The organism is Pseudomonas sp. GWSMS-1 (assembly GCF_049847425.1).
GTDB lineage: Bacteria > Pseudomonadota > Gammaproteobacteria > Pseudomonadales > Pseudomonadaceae > Aquipseudomonas.
The window spans coordinates 1,767,928-1,781,878 of record NZ_JBMHHV010000005.1 but is presented as its reverse complement, the minus strand read 5'-3'; the positions used below and the strand labels follow the sequence as shown (position 1 = coordinate 1,781,878).

General features: G+C 56.7%; 14 protein-coding genes and 2 pseudogenes. 7 read left to right on the top strand and 9 right to left on the bottom strand.

What is annotated here, in order from left to right; all coding sequences use genetic code 11:
• The 3 genes from dsbG (at position 1) to ACEPAJ_RS11830 (ending at position 1,488) form a co-directional block, all read left to right on the top strand.
• Positions 1-765 (top strand): thiol:disulfide interchange protein DsbG, encoded by a 765-nt coding sequence (dsbG, locus tag ACEPAJ_RS11840; RefSeq protein ID WP_425914989.1) that lies wholly within the window; start codon positions 1-3, stop codon positions 763-765.
• Between the two features lie 178 nt (positions 766-943).
• Positions 944-1,192, top strand: coding sequence for a hypothetical protein (locus ACEPAJ_RS11835; RefSeq protein ID WP_425914988.1), 249 nt, complete (start codon positions 944-946; stop codon positions 1,190-1,192).
• Positions 1,189-1,488, top strand: a complete 300-nt coding sequence (locus tag ACEPAJ_RS11830; RefSeq protein ID WP_425914987.1) for a cell division protein ZapA — start codon at positions 1,189-1,191, stop codon at positions 1,486-1,488. Before ACEPAJ_RS11835 ends, ACEPAJ_RS11830 begins: the two co-directional genes overlap by 4 nt.
• A 198-nt stretch (positions 1,489-1,686) precedes the next feature.
• Here ACEPAJ_RS11830 and ACEPAJ_RS11825 read toward each other — a convergent pair whose 3' ends face one another.
• From ACEPAJ_RS11825 to ACEPAJ_RS11815, 3 genes are all read right to left on the bottom strand, one after another.
• Positions 1,687-2,358 (bottom strand): cold shock domain-containing protein, encoded by a 672-nt coding sequence (locus ACEPAJ_RS11825; RefSeq protein WP_425914986.1) that lies wholly within the window; start codon positions 2,356-2,358, stop codon positions 1,687-1,689.
• A 98-nt stretch (positions 2,359-2,456) separates the two neighbouring features.
• Positions 2,457-2,825, bottom strand: a complete 369-nt coding sequence (locus ACEPAJ_RS11820) for an HNH endonuclease (RefSeq protein ID WP_425914985.1) — start codon at positions 2,823-2,825, stop codon at positions 2,457-2,459.
• 424 nt (positions 2,826-3,249) lie between these two features.
• Positions 3,250-3,630 carry a hypothetical protein gene (locus ACEPAJ_RS11815; protein ID WP_425914984.1) on the bottom strand — a complete coding sequence of 127 codons (381 nt, stop codon included), beginning with the start codon at positions 3,628-3,630 and terminating at the stop codon, positions 3,250-3,252.
• 542 nt (positions 3,631-4,172) lie between these two features.
• Here ACEPAJ_RS11815 and ACEPAJ_RS11810 point away from each other — a divergent pair.
• Positions 4,173-4,427 carry a heavy-metal-associated domain-containing protein gene (locus ACEPAJ_RS11810; RefSeq protein ID WP_425914983.1) on the top strand — a complete coding sequence of 85 codons (255 nt, stop codon included), beginning with the start codon at positions 4,173-4,175 and terminating at the stop codon, positions 4,425-4,427.
• Positions 4,428-4,511: 84 nt separating this feature from the next.
• On the top strand, positions 4,512-4,937 hold the full coding sequence (locus ACEPAJ_RS11805) for a hypothetical protein (protein ID WP_425914982.1): 426 nt from the start codon (positions 4,512-4,514) through the stop codon (positions 4,935-4,937).
• 69 nt (positions 4,938-5,006) lie between these two features.
• Here ACEPAJ_RS11805 and ACEPAJ_RS11800 read toward each other — a convergent pair whose 3' ends face one another.
• From ACEPAJ_RS11800 to ACEPAJ_RS11790, 3 genes are all read right to left on the bottom strand, one after another.
• Positions 5,007-5,924, bottom strand: coding sequence for a c-type cytochrome (locus ACEPAJ_RS11800; RefSeq protein ID WP_425914981.1), 918 nt, complete (start codon positions 5,922-5,924; stop codon positions 5,007-5,009).
• Positions 5,921-6,568 (bottom strand): c-type cytochrome, encoded by a 648-nt coding sequence (locus tag ACEPAJ_RS11795; RefSeq protein WP_425914980.1) that lies wholly within the window; start codon positions 6,566-6,568, stop codon positions 5,921-5,923. The genes ACEPAJ_RS11800 and ACEPAJ_RS11795 overlap by 4 nt, the downstream gene beginning before the upstream one ends.
• A 619-nt stretch (positions 6,569-7,187) precedes the next feature.
• Entirely contained in the window at positions 7,188-7,376 is a 189-nt protein-coding gene (locus ACEPAJ_RS11790; RefSeq protein WP_425914979.1) for a co-regulatory protein PtrA N-terminal domain-containing protein, read from the bottom strand.
• Positions 7,377-7,685: 309 nt separating this feature from the next.
• Here ACEPAJ_RS11790 and arfB point away from each other — a divergent pair, with 309 nt between their 5' ends.
• Complete coding sequence (arfB, locus tag ACEPAJ_RS11785) at positions 7,686-8,099, top strand: alternative ribosome rescue aminoacyl-tRNA hydrolase ArfB (protein ID WP_425914978.1); 414 nt, start codon at positions 7,686-7,688, stop codon at positions 8,097-8,099.
• A 190-nt stretch (positions 8,100-8,289) separates the two neighbouring features.
• A complete protein-coding gene (locus tag ACEPAJ_RS11780; RefSeq protein ID WP_425914977.1) occupies positions 8,290-8,715 on the top strand; it encodes a VOC family protein in 426 nt (141 codons plus the stop codon).
• 69 nt (positions 8,716-8,784) lie between these two features.
• Here the strand turns inward: ACEPAJ_RS11780 and ggpS are convergent, their stop codons facing one another.
• The 3 genes and pseudogenes from ggpS to ACEPAJ_RS11765 form a co-directional block, all read right to left on the bottom strand.
• The gene (gene ggpS, locus ACEPAJ_RS11775) at positions 8,785-11,052 is read right to left on the bottom strand and encodes a glucosylglycerol-phosphate synthase (protein ID WP_425914976.1); all 2,268 of its coding nucleotides are present in this window, start codon (positions 11,050-11,052) and stop codon (positions 8,785-8,787) included.
• A gap of 94 nt (positions 11,053-11,146) precedes the next feature.
• Positions 11,147-12,423: pseudogene (locus ACEPAJ_RS11770) on the bottom strand (MFS transporter).
• Between the two features lie 120 nt (positions 12,424-12,543).
• Positions 12,544-13,889, bottom strand: a pseudogene (locus ACEPAJ_RS11765) (DUF2254 domain-containing protein).
• Between the last annotated feature and the right edge of the window lie 62 nt (positions 13,890-13,951).

The window sequence follows — 13,951 nt, the reverse complement described above, 5'->3', positions numbered from 1 at the left end:
ATGCTGCGACTTACCCACCTGGCTGCACTGCTCACGACGTTCTTGGTGCTGCCCCTGGCGCAGGCTGAGGAATGGCCGGCCCCGATCAAGGCGATCGAGGCGCGTGGTGCCGAGATTATCCAGCGTTTTGACGCGCCCAGTGGTCTGCAGGGCTATGCCGCGCGCTTCAACGGCCAGGGCGTTGCCCTGTACCTGACGGCCGATGGCCAGCACGTGTTGGTCGGCAGCCTGCTTGATGCCCAAGGCGAAGACCTTAGCCGTGAGCCGCTGGATAAACTGGTGTACGGGCCGCAGGGCAAGGCAATGCTGAGCAAGCTGGAAAAAAGCAGCTGGATCACCGACGGCAAGGCCAGCGCACCGCGCATTGTCTATGTGTTTTCCGATCCCAACTGCCCGTACTGCAACCTGTTCTGGAAACAAGCGCGGCCTTGGGTCGAGGGCGGTGCTGTGCAGGTCCGCCATGTAATGGTCGGCATGTTGCGCCAAGACAGCGCCGCCAAAGCCGCCGCGTTACTCAGCGCCAGCGATCCCCAGGCGGCGCTGCATGAACATGAGTCGGCCGGTAAAGCCAGCACCTTGCAAGGGCTGAAAAAAATCCCCGACGCCATCCAGCAGCAGCTCGACCACAACCTTGGCCTGATGGCTGAAATGGGCGCCTCGGCTACGCCGGCGATTTTCTATCAGGATGAAGCGGGCCAGTTGCAGCAACAGCTCGGCGCACCGAGCCCCGAGCTGCTGATACAAATCCTGGGGCCGCGCCCCTGAATCCAGGGCGGAGAGCGGGGCGGGGTATAAGGGCGTGCAAGGCCGACTGCTTAAACGCAGGCTGCGCACTGCGCGAAGTTTTAACCCGAAAAACGCCCTGACCGTCCAGCCACTCGCCTGGCTTCTCGCGGCGCTTTTCTTTATTCTGGCGGCCCGCAAAAAAGCTTGAGTAATCAATATGTTGGAAAATGATCTGAGTCAGTTGGAACAACTTGTCAGCGAGTTGGTGCAAGAGAACAAAGCGCTGCAAGAGGCGAACCAGCAGATTCGCAACGAATTGGCTCAACTCAAGGACGAAAATGACGCGCTGCAAATGAGCGCACTGGAGCAAGACGAGCTGAACAGCACCACCGCCGCACGTATTCAGGCATTGGTTCAGCTGGCTAGCGGCACTGCCAACGCGGCGCCGAGTCCTGCCCAGGCATGAGCCTCGAAGGGGACACGGTCACGGTCATTTCCATCCTCGGCAATGACTACAGCATCAAGGCGCCTGCCGGAAAACAGCAGGCCTTGAGCGACTCGGTGCGGCTGCTCAAAGAGCGCCTGGCTGAAAGCAAGGCGGCCTCACCAACCCTGCTTGGCGACCGCCTGCTGGTGCTCACGGCGTTAAAACTGTGCGCCGAACAGGCCGAGCAAGAGCAACGCCATCGTCAAGACATGCAACGCCTTGAAGAACACGTGAGTCAGCGCCTCACCAGCATTGCCAGCCTGATCCCGCGCTAACCCTCTTGCTCCGCTCTCGCCGGCTATAGCCATAAGGCTCGGCCGGCTGGCGGCGGTGTGCGTGATGCTCACGTGGTTATCAGCATGGCGAGGGCGCTGGAGATGGTTGTATAGGCTGCCGCTGCTTTGGTTAAAGGGCGGGGTTTAGCCCGTCCCAGTGAGCTAGGCCAAGGATTCAAGTTACTTGTTAGGTTTGGCCTACACAAACCATGTGACCGCACCGACAACGCAAATGATCGGGACGGACGCAATAACCAAAAATAGACCAAGACAACCTGACTTTGATGAAGCATAAGCGCTTCGGCTTTCTTGTTGGTCTTTAGGTTGTTCGCGCAGCCATGCCTGGTGACAAGGTTTACAATATAACCGATTAAACCCTCTATTCCAGGCAAGCACTGTTCTCTCGTCGTGACTGGAGACTGCACGGCATTTTGAGCATGAAAATAATTTGTTTTCAGGCTGTTTCTTTCTATTTAATGAAAAGAACAAAACCACTAAAAAAATTGCACCAGGCACTAACGAAGACTCTGGTGTACCTGTTTCTATTAATAGGCCTAGTGAGATGGCAAGAAGTGCAACCAAAATAAAGTAGGTAAAATAATCTAGCGCATCCTTCTTGACGGGCTTCGTGAATATTCTTTTAGAGGTGCCTGGGTTTACAAGTGATACACCCTCAAGTAGTACATGGGTTGCTTTGGGGCGACCTTGAGAGTCTTTGGCTGCTTCAAAAATAACCACATCGCCAACTTCAGGTTTGCGCGCTGCCTTTTTAACACTAGAGATGTGGAAGAAAACCTGTTCGCTTTTACCTTCAGGAGTGATGAAGCCGAAGCCTTTGTCATCCTTCCATGAAATAATTTTCCCTTTCATTCTTGTGGTGCTCTCATTTGTATTGGTGTGCTTAAAGTTTGCCTATAGTCCGTTTTTAGGTCGTACCAGTCAGCGCAGCGAACGGTTTGAACCAGTTGTTATGTTTTACGAAACACGGACTCGCGGTGAAAACTAATGTACTTCTGATGTTCAGGCTTAAGAGCGATTACCATTGAGGAATTAATGCCTATACTGCCTGGCTCTTGTAGCAGTGGTGAAATTAAAATTTTTCCGGCTTCATTAAAAGATATAAAGCCTGAGTCAAATGCTTTGTCGAGATTAGGCAGCAAAAGCAGACCGTTGTAGGTATCAAGCCGTTCGGCATTAGATGATGCGCTCCATGGTTTGATATGCGAGGCCACAAGCATTGAAAGGTCTTTGTAGCCTGTAATGGAGCAGCCGCCCCAAAGTGAAATTAGTTTTTGACGGAAATTCCCCTGGCCAATTCTAGTTTTTAGCAACAGCAATTTTTCTGTATCTGAAATATTAATTTCCAGAAATATTGACTCAACATCAGATTCTATGTCTGAATCAAATCCTTCCTGTAAGTATTCCGTGTACTTTTTAATGCGCTGCTATACATGTAGTGGCCGCGATCATTTCGCGCCTGATAGGTTGGAGTGTTTTGCAAGCCAATAGCTATTTTTTCGAACTGACTATAACTCTGGATTGAAGTCAGTGGTCCATCCAGTAGTCCCTCTTGTACGGCCCACTCGGAAATTATGCCGCTGACAGCACCTTCGTATTTCTTTATTGAGGACTCCGATAAGCCTCGGAGTCTCATCCATTTCTCAAAGGTCACAACACACCCTGATTTGTAAAACATAACGTTTGGTTAAGGGCGGGCTTTAGCCCGTCCCAACGAGCGGAGCGAGCGATTTGAACCACTTGTTAGCCGGCCCCAATAGGTGCATTGCAAACGGGGCAGTGACGGAATCGGGTATTCACTCGGGTGGTAGAGGATTTTTGACGTTTTGAGTCCCAGCATGCTGGGCAGTAAAGACCGCTGTCGGCCTCGAAGATATAGCAGCCCCACTTTCTTCCAGTAGGTTTTTCATCAGCGGGCTGTGATGTCTTTTTAAGCAGTTCATTTTCTTCTTGGAGATGGGCGATGCGCTCTTTAAGAAAGGCTGCCTCCAACTTTAGGTCAGCAAGTTCGCTCGAAAGATCAGCTAACAGGTTTTTGAATTCGGCGTCTTCAATATTTTTGGAGATTTCACGGAGCCACTTCGTCAGGCTAAGTGATGTACTTATTGTTGAGATGATGTCCATAAGCTCTTCCTTGATAGGCTAACTATTAATTAAGCGACATGCTGTCGCATAACGTCGAAAAGAGCGTCGTATAACGCTCCCTATTTATCTGTAAATCCTTGCGCAGACTAACTGTTGACTCTGCAAACACGACATTGCGATGGGTAAACGCGACATGAGTTGCATGCACATTACTGGTGCGCGGGGCGGTGTGTCCACGGGTGATGCTGCTGTGGTGGCGGGGCGGCGTGCCGATGCATACCTGTACAGCGATGTCGCAAGGTGCAGCTGAATTCACTCCGGCTACAGGCGTCAACGCCACTACCGGTTTAGGTGGTGCAGCGTACAGACCCGATGCCGCTTAAGGTCGACCATCGTTGATCAAGCGCGTAGTCGCGCATGCAGCAATGGTTGGCGGGTTAAAGCGCCTGTCGCATTGCCATGGCAGCAGGTTGAGCGGCTGGGTATGTGTAGGCGTGACCTTCGGTATTTATGTGCTTGACCTTGCCACGATGGCAAGGCTGAAGGTGAGTCAACAACCACTGCCCTTAAAGGAGCACACGATGATTACGTTCGACGTACAAGGCATGACCTGCGGACATTGCACAAAGGCGATTACCCAAGCAGTGCTGGCCGTGGATGCAGCTGCCAAGGTGCAGGTCGACCTGCCGTCACAGCGGGTGCAAATTGAGTCGGTTGTCGGCGAGGCTGAACTTAGCCAGGTCATTGTGCAGGCGGGCTATACCCCGGTTTTACTGACTGGCGAGCCGGCCATCAGTACGCCGGCCAAGAAGGCCGGTGGCTGCTGCTGTAGCTGAGCGGCTGCCGATGCAGCGCGTTGAGAGTGATCAATGCGCGTTGATAACGCCGACGTAGATTAAACCCAGTTTTTGGAGGTTCGCATGAACACTAAACTACTTGTCGCCACCCTGGCATTCACCTTCGTGGCCGGTGCGCAGGCCGCCGCGCCTGCTATGCAAGGCCAGCAGCCGGCTGATGCCGCCGTTGCAGTTGCGGCGCCACAGTTTGACGCCGGCAAATTCGATCAGCACACCAAGGCGATGCAGGCCATACACCAACAATTTATGGCGGCCCGGACACCTGAAGAACGTGATGCGTTACGTCAAACCGGCATGGCTGCCATGCAGGACGGCATGACGATGATGAAGCAGATGCCTATGGGTGGGGACATGCCGATGGGCAACCATATGGGTGGTATGGGCATGGCCAACGGTATGCCGATGGACTGCGCCGGTGCAGACCGACGCATGGAGATGATGGACACGATGATGAAGCTGATGAATGACCAGCAGCTGCCGGCTAAGTAGTAAGGCCGAGCACTAAAGCGCATGACTGGGCGAGGATTGCCCAGTCGCGATCAGGGCGGCGAGGCTGAGCTAGAGGCCCTTGCCCAGCATCTGCCCGTTAATGGTTTTGCCGTATAAGTTGACGCCGTCATTGGCGTGGTACTTGTCGCGGGTTTTCTCGACCGAGCCATCGATCAAGCGCGGGTCTTGCGGGCGTTCATGGCTGTTCATAAAGGCGGCCACATGCCAGGCGTCTTCATTGGACAAGGTGCCGCCTTTGCCCAGCGGCATGTTCTCTTTGATGAATGCTGCGGCGGTGTTGATCCGGTGCATACCGGCGCCCCAGTTGAATGAGTCTGCCCCCCACAGTGCGGGGAGCACGTAATCCTCGCCGGCCTTCTGCCCCTCGCCATTCTTGCCGTGGCATACCGCGCATTGTGCCGCGTAAACCTTCTCGCCTTGGGCAAGGTCGAACCCGTCCTTGGGCTCCGGCACTGACGGATAGGCACGGCCTGGCAGTTCTTGCCCGGTCGGTGCGCCGGTTGCAAGCCAATAGGAGTAGGCGGTGAGCGCGGTGATAACCGGGCCGTTGGCTTCAGGGGCTTTGCCGTTCATGCTGAATTGAAAGCAGCCCTGCAAACGCTCGGTGTAGCTGTTGACCTTGTCGTTTTTCTTACGGTACGCCGGGTACATGGTGTACGCGGCCCAAAGCGGCGCAGAGTTGGCTTTGCGGCCTTGGTCCAGGTGGCAGTTGGTGCAGGCCAAGCCGTTGCCTACATAGTCTGGCGCGTGTGTTTTAGTATCTACGAAGATGGCGCGGCCTTGCTGTACCAGCTTGCCAAAGGCGTTGTCTGCAAGTTGGCTTTCCAGCGGTGGCTGGAAGTACGGGCTGCTGGCAGGGACCGCTGCGGCGGCGGTGATTTGTGATTGATCATCCATAGCGATGTCTGCTGCATGCGCAGGTATGGCCAGTGCGATCAGCAACAAGGCGCTTGTGGGGGCGTTCATTTGCCGGCTCCTGTTTCGGTCAAGGTGGCGAAGTACTGCGACACGGCATTGACCTCGTCTTGGCTAAGGCTGCGGGCGATATGCCCCATCAGGTCGTTGGGATCATTCTTGCGAGTTCCCTGCTGCCAAGCGACGAGCTGCGCAGACAGGTACTGGGCGGACTGTCCGACAAGGGGCGGGAAGGTGTCGCCAACGCCTACACCGCTTGGCCCGTGGCAGGACACACACTCTGGAATATTGCGATCCCAGGCGCCACGTAATGCAAGCACGGCACCTAAATCTGTGGCCGGCGCGGCGCGGCTGATGCGCTCGACCTGTGGTGACGGCTTGTTGGCGAGCAGCGCCGTTACCGCGTCCGCTTCCTCGGCCGTCAAGGCTGCTGCAATCGGTTGCATGATCAGGTTGGCGCGTGCGCCGGAAGCAAAATCGGCCAGCTGTTTTTTCAGGTAGCCGGCGGAGAGGCCGGCCAGCCGCGGGAACCCGGCTGCGGCCAGGCCTTCACCCTCGGCACCATGGCAGGTGGCGCAGGCCATCGCCGCCGGGTTGCTACCGCCTTTGCTATAAACAGTGGCCGCATCGGCAGCGTGGGTAGGTAGCGCTAGCGCCAGTAGAAGCCCAGCAAAGGGCCAGTGAGCGAGGTTCATGTAGCCTCCACATTATTTTCAGGTAACGGCACTGAGTCGCTTGGTCGTGGATTAATACTTCGCGCAGAGCGCCCGATAAGTGGATTCAGCGGCTTGGCACTCGAACACCTTGCGATTACGCAGGGCGCCCACTCCCACAAGCGGCGCCAAGGTTGCTTTAGGTCGTGTGTTTACCTTAGTCGAAATGCGGCGACGGGCTTAAGTTTGCGTGCGCGGTGTGTCGTTTGCACAACCGCCAAGCATTGACCGCTCCGCGCAGCCTTGCAGAAGTGGGCCATAGCCCTGCTGGGTATTATTTGCCGCCGCTGTAACGGGTTCGGTATCAGGGGAAACGCCAGGGCGTGGACGGCGTCGGAGTTGGCGGGCGTCACATGGGCTTTGATCAGTCGAGGCTGACTAGAGGCGGGGGAAGATGCCTTGCGGGGCATGTGGGGTTACAGATTCAGCCGCGAGAAGGTGCTCGCTTTTTGCCGCGGGCAAGAAGCTGTTTTTAGATCTTGCGATCATCTTCAACCAGCCAGAGTGGTCTGGCATCTGTCCTGGTTGATAGGCGTTGCGCCTGGCCTACAGCCGCTGCAGGCAGCGGCTATTTCAGCCATTAGGGCTATACGGACCGGTTTCAGCCGTTGCTCTGCTCTGTTTTTACGGACGCGTCAGCCTGCTCCTGCTTGGCAGCCTGGAACGCTTGCATCGATACTGCACGGGCCTTTTCCATGCGGGCGAAGGTACGATCAGCGCCGCCTTCGGCCATGGCCAGGCTGGAGACACTTAGAGCAGCCAGTACGAGCAGGGTTTTCAGCGATTTCATTTAGGTATTCCTCATTGTTTCGGTAAGCCCCTGCTAACAGCAGGAGTTGAGCGTTGCGTTCGAAACAAGATTAACCAGGGCACCCCGTCAGTAAGCTGAAGCTAGGGTTACATTTTCGTAATCTGCGCGGGCTTGCGGCGTTTGCGCGTGGTTGCTGAGTGCGGCCTTTGCAGGGGGGGCTTGTGGGGTTTGTATGGGCTTTGCTCGCCACCGTTACGGCATCGCGGCCTGACAAAGACCGGGCGAATGGCGGCAGCCAGGCAGCGTTCGCGTTATCCTGAGCGGCCTTTCTTGTGTTGAAGCCTGGCCATGCTGGTTATTTCCAACAGCGTTCATCTCCCAGATGACGAAATCGAACTGACGGCCATCCGTGCCCAGGGCGCGGGTGGGCAGAACGTCAATAAGGTCTCCAGCGCGATGCACCTGCGCTTCGACAGCCAAGCGTCATCCTTACCGCCGTTCTACAAGGAGCGCTTGTTGACGCTGCGCGACAGTAGGGTCACCGCCGAGGGTGTGGTGATCATCAAAGCCCAGCAGTACCGCACCCAGGAGCAGAACCGCGCCGATGCCCTGGAACGCCTCGCCGAGCTGATCCGTAACGCCGGTAAAACCGAAAAAGTCCGCCGCCCGACCAAGCCAACCCTGGGCTCGAAAAAGCGCCGCCTGGAAGGTAAAACCAAGCGCGGGGCGATCAAGGCGGGGCGGGGGAAAGTGGATTTCTAAGCCTTGCGCCTTAGCGGCGGGGCTTTCGCATGCATGGCACGCGGCATTTCATCTCAGGCACCGCTAGGGTGTTTGCAAGGCGAACCTCGCTGGCTGGGTGGGGTCTGCTTTAGAGGGTGGACGCTGCTGTACCTGGGCTGATCTGCCTGTGACCGATGCATAACGACTGTTAACGCTAAGGAGTAAGCAGATGAAAATTCATGCCTATTTAACCTTCGATGGCCAATGCGAGGCGGCGTTTAAGTTCTATGCCGATTGCCTGAACGGTAGCCTGGAGTTGATGCGTTTCGGTGAGGGCCCCGAGGCCGGCAATGTGCCAGAACAATTTCATGACAGGGTCATGCATGTGAGCCTCGCCGTGGGTGATCAACTGCTGATGGCGTCCGACACCTGCCCTGGCATGGGTGCGCCGTATGAGGGCATCAAGGGCTGTTCGGTTTCTCTGCACGTGGAGAACGTGCCAGAGGCCGAGCGGCTGTACGAAGTGCTGTCTGCCCAGGGCTCGGTTCAGATGGAGCTGCAACCAACGTTTTGGGCCACGCGGTTTGCCGTGTTCACGGACCGCTTTGGCGTGTCATGGATGATCAATTGCAACATTGATGCGCAGATGGGCTAAGCCACTAAGCCACTAAGCCAATACGCAACAGCCCGGCCATGGGCCGGGCTGTTTGCATACAGGCTCAGTTCAGACGACTAGGCCCAACGCGCGGTCGAGCTTTTCTTCCGGGTCGCTGACGGCCGCAAGGAACTCATCGCCCCAGCGGCGGATATCGTTATAGCTGACGATATCGAACAGTTCACGCAGGCGATCCTGAGCTTCAGCCTTGGGCATGTTGAGTGCCACATAGCAGGTTTGCACCATATCCATCGGGTCGTGCGGGTTGGTCAGTAGCGCGCCTTTGAGCTCAGCGGCAGCGCCGGCAAACTCCGACAACACCAATACGCCACGCCCACCAAGCAAGCCTTGAGCGGCGACGAATTCCTTGGCCACCAGGTTAAGGCCGTCGCGCAGTGGGGTAATCCACATCACATCGGCCATGGCGTACCAGGCGCTAACTTCTTCGAAGGGCAGGCTGCGGAAGAAGAACTGCAGCGGCGTCCAGCCAATGCGCGCGAAGCGCCCGTTAATTCGGCCCACGGCTTGTTCGATTTGCCCTTGCAGCTCGTCGTAGATGGTCATTTCTTTGGCCGCCGGGACGCAGACCGTGACCAAGGTGACTTTGCCCAGCAGCTCCGGGTTTTCTTCCAGCAAGCGCTCGTAGGCGTTGAGTTTTTCCAGGATGCCTTTGGTGTAATCGAGGCGCTCGACCGAGAGAATCAGTTTGACTCCGCTCAGCTCGGTACGCAGGCGTTCCATCATCTCCTTGATCTTCGGTGACTCCAGGGCGCTGCTGACGCGGTTGATGTCCAGGCCCACCGGGTGCGCACCGAGTTTGACCACCCGAGTGCCGGTGTCCACGGCCGTGGTCATGCGCTCCAAGCCCACGGCGCAGCCATAGGTGATAAAGCGCGGCGCGCAGTTCTGCCGGCTGATGGTTTGCAGCGGCATCACGCCGCGCGCAGCATCGACGAAGTTCTCCACCTGACGCGGGATGTGGAAGCCGATGTAGTCGCACTGCAGCAGGCTGCCGATGATCTGCCGGCGCCACGGCAGCACGTTGAACACATCCGCCGAAGGGAAGTAGGTGTGGTGGAAAAAGGCGATGCGCAGGTCGGGGCGCAGCTCGCGCAAGTAGCCCGGCACCATCCACAGGTTGTAATCATGCAGCCACACGGTGGCGCCTTCGGCAGCTTCCAGTGCGGTGCGTTCGGCAAAGGCGCGGTTGACCTTGAGGAATACTTGCCAGTCGTCTTCGCGGAACTGTGCACGCTCCCAGAAGGTGTGCAGGGTTGGCCAGAAGGCCTCTTTGGAGAAGCGTTTGTAGAAGATGTCGACTTCTTCTTTGCTTAACGCCACCCGTGCTGCGGTCAGCGTGGGGTAGCGTTCGGCATCCACGGTGGTGTGGCTTTCGAAGGTTTCGCCGCTGGCTTCGTCATGCTCGGCCCAGGCCACCCAAGAGCCCGCACGGCCATCGCCGAAAAAGCTCAGCAGGGTCGGGATAATGCCGTTGGGTGAGGTCGGGCGGCGGCGTTGCAACTTGCCATCCTTGCCGCGGTACTCCTCATAAGGCAGGCGGTGGTAAACCATCACCAGATCCGCTTTGCCGGGTTCGGCGACTTGTTTGCCCTCTGCGGCGATGCCTTGTTTACCGAGAAAGCCAAAATGCACAAAGGCTTCCAGGATACCGCCGCAACCGGCGCGCTCAGCATGCAGCACGCGCGAGTACTGACGCGTGGCTTGCAGCAAGCCGTCTTCGGATTCGCCTACGCACACACCTTTGAACTGGCCGCTGAGCATGCTCAGGTCGTTCAAGGTGTCACCGGCGGTCAGCACCTGGTCATGGTCCAGTTCCAGCCAATCGATCAGCGCTTGCAGGCTGCTGCCCTTGTTGACGCCTTTGGGCAGGAAATCCAGATAACGCTCGGCGGAATACAGCAGGTCGCAGCCCAGGCTCTCGGCGATTTTCAGCAGTTCCGGGTTGGCGGCTTCTTCAGGGCTGCAGAAGTAGGAGCAACGGCGCACTTGCGGCACGTCTTGGCGCTCCAGGGCCAGATGTTCGATGGCACTGGCAACCTGGCTGTCGCCGGGCCAGAGGGCATCTACCGCGCTTTGCAACGGCTGGATTGGCTGCAAGGTGTCGCCATGCACCAGGCTGGCGCCGACATCGGAGATGATGAAGTCTGGTTGCGGCAAGGTTGGGTCGGCCAGCAATGGCAAAACCGATTCCAGGCTGCGCCCGGTGACATAGGCCAGGCGAATTTCTGGATGGGCGGCGATGGTCTGATAAAGGCTCAAACGATCCTTGGGGTCGCCGCCAAGAAAGGTTCCATCGAGATCGGTTGCAAGTAACATGCGCTGTCCTCCTGTTTTGTTAGTGGGTGCAGTGACACGCCGAGATGACCCGACGCGCTGTACCAGGCGCTTACGCTTCATGCGCACGCCTTTTTTATGTCGGAGTCTGCTGCTCCTGATGTTGAGGTTCTTCGGTGTGTTCCGTTGAGTCTGTAGGGGGGGCGTCAGGCATCAGCTCAAGCACCGTATGACTGGTTCGTAGCATAGGCATAAAGTGCCCAGCGGGTGCGCTGACCAGATCGCTGACATGGCGCAGGCGATATAAGGTGTAAGCCGCGAGCAGGCCGAGGGTTACCGCGAAATACAGAGGCAGGGCCTTAGCGCCCAGATGCTGCATCAACAGGCCCGCAAGCAGCGGCCCGCAGACCGAGCCAATGCCGTTAACCATTAGCAAACTGCTGGAGCCGGCGAGGACTTCATCGCTGTGCAGTTGGTCGATCAGCTGTGCCACGGCAATGGGATAGATGGCAAAGGTCAGCCCACCCCAGATAAACATCAGCCCGAGCAGCAATGAGCCCGCCGGCAACAGGCTCATCATGAGGGCCACCACGACTGACAGCGTGACCACCCAGAGCAGCACCACGCGGCGGTCGTGTTTGTCGGAGTAGATCCCGATCGGCCATTGCAGCAGTGCGCCGCCAAGAATGCTGCTACTCATCAACAGGCCCACGCCTGTCGCATCAAAGCCATTCAGGCTGGCATACACCGGTGCCATGCCCAGAACGCACCCAGCGCTAAACCGGATAGGCCTGCTGCGGCGATGGCCAGCGGTGCAATGCCGACAATCTGGCGCAGGTTGGTATGCAGGGTGTCCGGTACGCTGGGCTGGACCTGACGAGTCAGGGTAATGGGCATCAAGGCCGCGCTGATCAGCATGGCAGCCAGCACGAAGAGGACGAAGTCGGTTGGCTTGGCCAGGTTCAGCAACTGCTGAGCGGCGGCCAGTGCGCCGAGGTTGACCGCCATGTACACCGCGAACACTTGGCCGCGCTTATCGTTCGGCACCTGGGCGTTAAGCCAGCTCTCGATCACCATATACAAGCTGACCAGCGCCAGGCCGTAAAGCACGCGCAAACCCAGCCAAACCCACGGGTCGACGATCAGTACATGGAGTAGGGCGGTGATAGCTGCCAGCGCGGCACAAAAGGCAAACGCACGGATATGCCCAACGCGGCGAACTAGCGGAATCGCTAGCCAGGTGCCAAGGAGAAAACCGACGAAGTACCCGGACATAATCAGTCCGAGCATCGAGGTGGAGTAGCCTTCAGCGACGCCACGCAGGGTCAGTAGGGTGTTAAGCAGGCCATTGCCGAGGAGGAGTAATGCCACCCCTCCCAGCAACGAGCTGATTGGGGCAATTAAGGACCACATAGCGATCTACCCTAAGCAAAACAGCCGCGCTTGGCAAATCAAAGGCGGTGTTCAGAAAGGCATGCTCTGTTTTTAAGCTATTGTTTTAATTGAATTTAATTTCGTATATGAGCGTGCTAATTATTTTTCAGACGCTGGTTTTTTAGGTACTGCCAGCAACGCAATAGGTTGTTTAAGGTCATTGTTCTGGTTAATGCGATCGATCAACTGGTTAATGGCCTCACGCTCACGGCTGTTGTACAGGCAGTGGTCTGCGGTTTCTTGAGCGCTGTGAACATGCTTGAGTAAATCTGTTTTTTGCTGCGCGCGTAGGGGATGGTAAAGCAGGTTCTTGTAGGCCTGTAGCAACCCGAACAGCACACTGGCATCAGACCCGCCGTAATTACGAATAGGGCCAAAAACCAGCAGTAACAATTCATCCAGCGACAATTCGTAATGGAACAGGCGCGGTGGCTCATCATCCAGCAGCGCGAAATCCAGGTCAGGTAAAGCCAAGCGTTTGCTCAATAGCACGCTGAGTAAATCGATGGCGGTGAGCGCGGTGCCTGGGTCGTTGATCCCTGGGCTGAGTGCTTTGACGGCGATTTCGGAGATTTGTGTGCAGCCAAACAGGTAGTGGGCATGGGCGTACTCTTCGATAAAGAAGTCGAAGCAGTCTAGTAGGGCGTTGGTTACGTCCTCGTCCACTTGCCGATCAAGCTTGAACAGCGGTCGACCACTCGTCACGAAAAAACCATGGTGAATCATCACGGTCATGCGCAGGTCGTGTTCAATTAACAGGGTGTTGATTGCATTGGTATTGAGTTCTTTGAAGTAACCATTGCGCTGAGCGCGAACGTGTTGCCAATGCTGGTCATCGGGCCAGCTGGGGATTGTATCGACGCTGGCTAATTTGGCTTCTCGTGCGGCGAGCTTTTTTAGCGTGGTCTGGTAGAGGTTATTGAGGATGTATTCGACTTGAATCGAGCGGGAAATGGAGTGGATAAAGTGGACAAAAAGGCCAAGGCACGCGATGCCCATGCCCAGTGCGAGCAGTACCCGAGGCTGGGCACCTGGCTGGAGTTACCTTGCTCGATGCTGGTGATCAGTAACAGCGAATAGAGAATAGTGCCGAGATAGAAGCCCAGAGTTTTCTGGTGCCCCTTGTCACTGATTAGGCCCGGTAGCACACGGGTGAGAGAGCGGCTGATGCGTTATTCAGCACCACCATGACCATGGAGAAGCTAAAGACTGTCAGCGACAGGATGCCCCTACCAGGGTGCTGAGTATCAAGCGGGCATTTTCGGCGTTGCGGACCAGGCCTACATCGACGTCGCGCTTGAGTGACATTAGCCAGGGCTGATACTCGATACTCATGACTAACAGGCACAGGCCAAAAAAGCCAAGGCGATCAGCGTCGGATAGAGCGCCAGGCTGTGCAGGGTGCGCTGGTAGATGCGAAACACAATATTAGAAAGGCGGGACACAGGCATCTCGGGATGATGGGCGTGCCCGACTATAGCAAGCCTAGGTGCGTCTGCAGCCGCTC